The sequence below is a fragment of the Crenobacter oryzisoli genome, from assembly GCF_030385785.1.
In the GTDB taxonomy this organism is placed as follows: Bacteria; Pseudomonadota; Gammaproteobacteria; order Burkholderiales; family Chromobacteriaceae; genus Crenobacter_A; species Crenobacter_A oryzisoli.
Map to the genome: position 1 here is coordinate 24382 of NZ_JAUEDK010000055.1, position 6257 is coordinate 30638.

A 6257-nucleotide genomic window follows, 5' to 3' on the forward strand; every position below is an offset into this window, starting at 1 on the left:
ATGCGCCGAGTTGCTGGTGTGTGTTTTGTTGTGCCGCTCCTGCTACTGGGATTGAGCAGCTGTACGCTCGGTCCCGACTATGCGCGGCCCAAGGTGGAGGTTCCGCCCTCATTCCGCTTCGAACACAAGGATGCTGAGGATGTCGTCAACACGACGTGGTGGGAGCAATTCCAGGATCCGGTGCTGAATGCGCTCATTGCCACAGCATTGGCGGAAAACCGCGATGTCAAGATTGCGGCCGCTCGTGTCGACGAGTTCTACGGTCGGTTAATGAGTACGCGTTCAGCATTATTCCCACAGGTGAATGCAGGGTTTGACGCGTCGCGCCAGCGTGCGTCAAAGAGCGTGGGGATACCGCTGCCAGCAGGTATCGATCCCGTCTACAACCAGTACCAGGCATCACTGTCCGTTGCCTGGGAAATCGACTTGTTCGGCCAGTTGCGTCGTGAGACAGAAGCGGCGCGTGCCAACCTGCTCGCGAGTGAAGATGGCCGTCGCGCCACCATTCTTGCGCTCGTGGCCGCTGTGGCATCGTCATACATCAATCTGCGCAACCTCGACCGGCAGCTGGAGATCGCTCAAGCGACGACGACAAGCCGGGCCGGTTCGGTGAAGATATTTACGCTGCGCTTTGAGGGCGGAGAAGTGTCGCAGATGGAACTGGCGCAAAGCCAGTCCGAGTACGAGGCTACGCGTTCGACAATTCCGCAATTCGAAGCGCAGATTGCTCAGCAGGAAGACGCGCTATCCGTCCTGCTCGGCCACAATCCTGAGCCTATCCTGCGCGGTCGAGACCTCGCGGCACTGGGGATACCGGTGGTACCCGCGGGCATCCCGTCCGACCTTCTCGAGCGTCGCCCCGATCTACTGCTGGCCGAGCAAAATCTGGTTGCGCAAAACGCGCTGATCGGAGCCGCGCGTGCTCAGTACTTCCCGTCGCTCTCACTGACGGGGCTTTTAGGTTCCGTCAGCTCCGCGTTTTCGAATTTGTTCACTGGCCCAGCGCGAGTCTGGTCGTACGCCGGAACAGTGACGCAACCGATCTTCACCGGCGGCTACATTACCGGGCAGGTGCATCAGGCGGAGGCCCGCCAACAAGAGGCGCTCTATGGCTACCAGCAGGCGATCCAGGTCGCGTTCCAGGAAGTCGATGATGCGCTGATTGCCGCGCAAAAGTCACGTGAGCAACTGGACGCACAAGGCAAGCAAGTGGACGCATTACGAACCTATGCGCAGCTTGCTCGACTGCGGTATGAGGGAGGGTACACGAGCTACATCGAAGTGCTCGACGCCGAACGCAGCCTGTTCAATGCAGAGCTGCAGTATACGCAAACGCAGAGCACGGTACTGACGTCGTTCGTCAACCTCTATAAGGCCATGGGCGGGGGCTGGGTCGTCAAGGCGGAACACATGACGACGCCTTCGTCCGTACCGGTTGCGCAGGTGCAGCGATGAGCCATACCGAACTGATTGCCTGCCACGAATGCGATTTGCTTCAGCGAGCGGTGCCTATATCCGCTGGCGGTACGCTGCGTTGCCGGCGCTGCAATGCGGAACTGTACCGGAGCCATCCGAACAGCCTGGAGCGGGCCTTGGCTTTGAGCCTGGCATCGTTCGTACTGTTCATCGTTTCCAATGTGTTCCCGATTGTCGGCCTTTCGGTCAGCGGGACGCACGTGAATACGACACTGTTCGGTTCCGTACGCGTGTTGTATCTGGATGGAATGTGGCCGATCGCAGGGCTCGTCTTTGCCACGACCATCCTGATGCCTGCTCTGCAGATAGGGGCCATGCTCTGGATGCTCCTACCGTTGCGATTGCACCGCGTGCCTTGGCAGGCTGCGCAGGTGTTTCGGGTGTTTCATCTAGCCAAGCCATGGGGAATGACCGAGGTACTGATCCTTGGCCTGCTGGTAGCGCTGGTCAAGCTGGCTCATATCGCGAGCATCGTGCCAGGGGAGGCGCTGTGGTCATTCGGCTTACTGATGCTGGTACTGGCGGCCGCCAGTGCTGCATTCGATGAGCGAGCGCTGTGGTCGCGCATCTCCGTGGTGCAATCGCCAGGTGCGGAGGGGAACGGAGGGATGGCGTTGCACGGTGCCGCCTCGGCGGCGGGACACCATCTCGCGCTGTGCCACGACTGCGGGTTACTCATGAAGCTCCCGGCACAGGCACACGATCTGTCTTGTCCGCGTTGCGGCGCCATGCTGCATCTGCGCAGGCCGGCGAGCCTGTCGCATACGTGGGCGTTTCTGATCGCCGCCATGGTGCTGTATATCCCGGCAAACGTACTACCGGTGATGTACACCAGTTCGCTGTTCGGCGCCCAGACCGACACGATCATGAGTGGCGTGGTCTATCTGTGGGTCTCCGGATCATGGTCGCTCGCAGTCATCGTGTTCATCGCGAGTGTTGCGGTGCCCATGCTCAAAATCCTTGCTCTGAGCTACCTGGTGATCTCGACGCAGTTTCACTCGCGCTGGCTACCCGAGCAGCGCACCCGCATCTACCGTCTGGTCGAGTTCGTCGGTCGCTGGTCGATGCTCGATATTTATGTGATCACCATGCTTGTCGCGCTAGTGCAGTTCCAGGCGCTGGCGACCATCAAGGCCGGTCCTGCAGCGATTGCCTTCGGGGCGGTCGTCGTGCTGACGATGTTTGCCGCGATGTCGTTCGACCCGCGCCTGATCTGGGATGAAGCGGAGAAAAATCATGCCTGGACCCGAACCCAACAATGAATTACCAGACCTTCCCGAGGCGGTTGCTGCTTCGCGCTCGCGCTGGCGCATGCAACTCGTGTGGCTGGTGCCTATCGTTGCGGTGTTGATCGGCGGGTGGCTTGCGGTCAAGGCAGTTCTTGAGCAGGGGACGGCAATCACCATCAGCTTCAAGACCGGCGAAGGGCTGGAGGCGGGCAAGACCAAGATCAGGTTCAAGGATGTCGAAATCGGCATCGTCGAGGCGGTGGCCCTGTCGCCCGATCACTCGCGCGTCGTGGCGAAGGCAGAGATTTCCAAGGATGCGGCAAAACTCCTCGTCAACAACACGCGTTTCTGGGTGGTGCGCCCCCGCATTTCGGGAGGCTCGGTCTCCGGTTTGAGTACGCTCTTGTCCGGATCGTTTATCGGGATGGATGTCGGCAACGCGGTGAAAGCGCGCCGCGATTTCGTTGGTCTCGAATCCCCACCTGTATTCCCCAGTGATGTTCCCGGCCGTGAGTTCATCCTGAAAGGGAAGGACCTGGGCTCGCTCGACACGGGCTCGCCCGTCTATTTTCGCCGGTTGCAGGTTGGGCAGGTCACTGCGTACGATCTCGACGCAGACGGCAAGGGTGTTACGTTGAGGGTGTTCGTGAATACACCGTACGACAAGTTCGTTGAAGCTGATACGCGGTTTTGGCAGGCCAGCGGTGTCGATGTGTCGCTGGATGCTAACGGCATACGAGTCGATACGCAGTCGTTGGTGTCTATCATGATCGGCGGCATTGCGTTTGAATCGTCGGGGGGAGTGTTCCCACCGTCAGTCGCTGCGGCGCACACGCAATTCACGTTGTACCACGACCGTGCAGAGGCGATGAAACGGCATGATCGAATCGTCAACACGTATATAGTGGACTTTACCGAATCGGTACGTGGCCTGGCCGTTGGCGCCCCTGTCGATTTTCGCGGCATCGTCGTTGGCGAGGTCACCGGTATCTATACGCACTTTGATCCGGCTACCCGCCAGTTCAGCATCCCCGTTGAAATCAATCTTTATCCGGAACGTTTCACGTCACGCTACAAGACCGGTGAGAAGGGGGGGCGGCTTAGCGACAATCCTAAACAGTTGGCGGACTTCCTGGTCGAGCGTGGGCTTCGTGTACAGCTGAGGACAGGCAGCTTGCTGAGCGGACAGCTCTATCTCGCGCTCGATTTCTTCCCCGGTGCGCAGAAAGCGAAAGTCGATTGGGACACGACCCCGCCCGAGCTGCCATCCGTTCCGGGCAAACTGCAATCGCTGCAGGATTCGGTGACGAGCTTGGTAGCGAAGCTGAATACCATTCCATTTGAAGGAATCGGCAAAGATACGCGGAAGACGCTGCAAAGTGCAAATGTGCTGCTAACGAACCTCGACACGCTCATTCCGCAGGCCAATGATACGTTGGCGGCGGCCCATAGGGCGCTCGATTCCGCGAATGCAGTCCTTCAGCCGGACTCGGCATTGCAGCAGAACACCGCCGATGCGGTTCGAGAACTGGCGCGCACCGCTGCCGCCTTCCGTGCGCTTGCCGATTACCTGGATCGGCATCCGGAGGCGCTGATTCGTGGCAAGCTGGAGGACAAACCGTGATACGCCTGATTTTGTTCGTCATCCTCGCCTTGTTTGCCGCACTGCTTGAGGGGTGCAGCAGCTCGCCAAAGGCCAGTTTTTATACGCTTAGCCCCGCTGCGACGCTGGCGCCGAGTGGGGCGGCAATGCCTCTTCATGTCGTGGTGAGTCCGGTTACGGTGCCGGATCTTGTCGATCGGCCGCAGATTGTCACGCGCCTAGCCGGCGACGAGGTGGCGCTGAACGAATTTGCGCGCTGGGCCGCACCGTTGAAAAGCGATATTGCAAGGGTGATTGCCGCCGACCTTGCCCAGCAGCTGGGTTCGGATCATGTGTCGATGTTCGATTCGGGATCGGATACGGCATCGACATGGCGTGTGCGCGTGGATATCGTCCGATTTGATTCGGTGCCGGGGACAGCCGTCACGGTAGAGGCCCTGTGGACGGTTCGGCCGCCGGGGCGTGCTACTCCTGTCCTGGGGCGCACTGTCGCACAGGAGCCGGTGAAGGAGCAGGGCTATGGCGCCCTTGTCGCGGGGCATGATCGTGCCCTTGCCACGGTGAGCCGTGATATTGCGTCAGCCATACGCACGAATCAGCCGCATTGAAAGCTGTCGGTCAGCGGTCGAACCAGCGGTACTGCAGTGTGAGCATGACGGCCTTGTAGTCGCCGCCGGCACGCGTGACGAACCCATTAGACAGTGCCAATTTGGCTGACCAGCCGTCAGCGATGGGGGCTGCGAATGTCATGCCGTAGCGCACATTGGCTCGGCGGTCCTGATTGGGTATCCCATTGAGCTGGGTTCGACCACCTGTATCGTAGCCGAGATCGCCGGCAATCCATAACCCTGGCCGGAAGTTATAACCCGTATGCAACTGGAGCACCGCGAGCGGGTCTTGGCTGCGTCGGTTGCCGCCGAAGAAGTTGTTATTGTCCGTGTAAAACCAGACTCCGGCCGATGCCTCTGCAAACCATTGGCCGATAGGTTGCGATATGCCGATCTCGGGTTTGAACGACCAGCGGTTGGTTCCGACATTGATGAGCCGAGACGGGACATACTGTCCAGTTGGCGCAGTCATGGTCAGGCTTGCTCCCAGAGAGGTGCGGGGCGTGCGCTTGGCAAACTCCTCTGGGGTCAACGCCGGGTCTCCAATGAGATTGAAGGCGAATCGTAGCCGTACATCTCCGATGCCGGCGCGATGCACTTCTCGTGGCGCATCGATCACATTGCCACTCATGTCGCCGCTCGCGAACGGTAGTCCGAAACCCAGTGAGGCACTGTGGCCGGCAATGCCAAAGGTACGTACATAACCGAGCGCAACGAGGTTGATGTGCGCCTGCACATCGGTGATGGGCAGGGAAGGGTCCGTCAGGACATCTCCAGTCAGGTACGTATAGTTTGCGACCAGGAAGTTGGTCCCAATCGGCGATGCCGAGTAGGTGCGCGGCTCCAATTCCTGTGCGAGGGTTGTTGCCGTCTGCAGCAATGCAACTGCACTGGCAAATAGCAGCCTATGACATAACAGTGCTCGCTTCATCAGACGCTTTCACCGGAGGTGCGGCCGCCAAACGGTGTGCCACTGCAAACAAAGCGATACAGGGAACATCGTTGATTTCGCCTATCTATCGCCGTTATTACTAAGCTTTGCAAAAGTATTGTCACTGGCAGGCATATTGGCACTCAGGCTGGCGGAAGAACGATTTCACCAGCCCGGGTAGCTTTTGGATTCGACGCAAGGCGCCGATTGCTAGCCGCTTCATTTCCTCATGGTTTTGCACCAGACGCTTTGATACCTGGCGCTTCACGTGCGCCCAGACCTGCTCGTCCGGATTCAGTTGCGGCGAGTAAGGCGGCAAGTAGAACAGGTTGAGCTTGCCTTCCAAGCTCTCCACATAGTCCCTGACCAGCTTCGCCTTGTGGATCGGATGGCCATCGACGATCACAAAC

The 6257-nt window shown here is 59.3% G+C and carries 6 protein-coding genes; 4 read left to right on the top strand and 2 right to left on the bottom strand.

Annotated elements, in window-relative coordinates; genetic code table 11:
• From QU481_RS20200 to QU481_RS20215, 4 genes are read left to right on the top strand one after another with little or no spacing between them, the layout of a single operon-like run.
• The gene (locus QU481_RS20200) at window positions 1-1455 is read left to right on the top strand and encodes an efflux transporter outer membrane subunit (protein ID WP_289831810.1); all 1455 of its coding nucleotides are present in this window, start codon (window positions 1-3) and stop codon (window positions 1453-1455) included.
• Complete coding sequence (locus QU481_RS20205) at window positions 1452-2738, top strand: paraquat-inducible protein A (RefSeq protein ID WP_289831811.1); 1287 nt, start codon at window positions 1452-1454, stop codon at window positions 2736-2738. The genes QU481_RS20200 and QU481_RS20205 overlap by 4 nt, the downstream gene beginning before the upstream one ends.
• Window positions 2713-4329, top strand: coding sequence for a PqiB family protein (locus QU481_RS20210; RefSeq protein ID WP_289831812.1), 1617 nt, complete (start codon window positions 2713-2715; stop codon window positions 4327-4329). Before QU481_RS20205 ends, QU481_RS20210 begins: the two co-directional genes overlap by 26 nt.
• A complete protein-coding gene (locus QU481_RS20215; protein ID WP_289831814.1) occupies window positions 4326-4916 on the top strand; it encodes a PqiC family protein in 591 nt (196 codons plus the stop codon). The genes QU481_RS20210 and QU481_RS20215 overlap by 4 nt, the downstream gene beginning before the upstream one ends.
• Before the next feature lie 10 nt (window positions 4917-4926).
• Here the strand turns inward: QU481_RS20215 and QU481_RS20220 are convergent, their stop codons facing one another.
• Both QU481_RS20220 and QU481_RS20225 read right to left on the bottom strand, forming a co-directional pair.
• Window positions 4927-5847 (bottom strand): transporter, encoded by a 921-nt coding sequence (locus QU481_RS20220; RefSeq protein WP_289831815.1) that lies wholly within the window; start codon window positions 5845-5847, stop codon window positions 4927-4929.
• Between the two features lie 121 nt (window positions 5848-5968).
• Window positions 5969-6257 (bottom strand): transposase (locus QU481_RS20225; protein WP_289828758.1); only part of this gene is annotated, 289 nt, incomplete at its 5' end.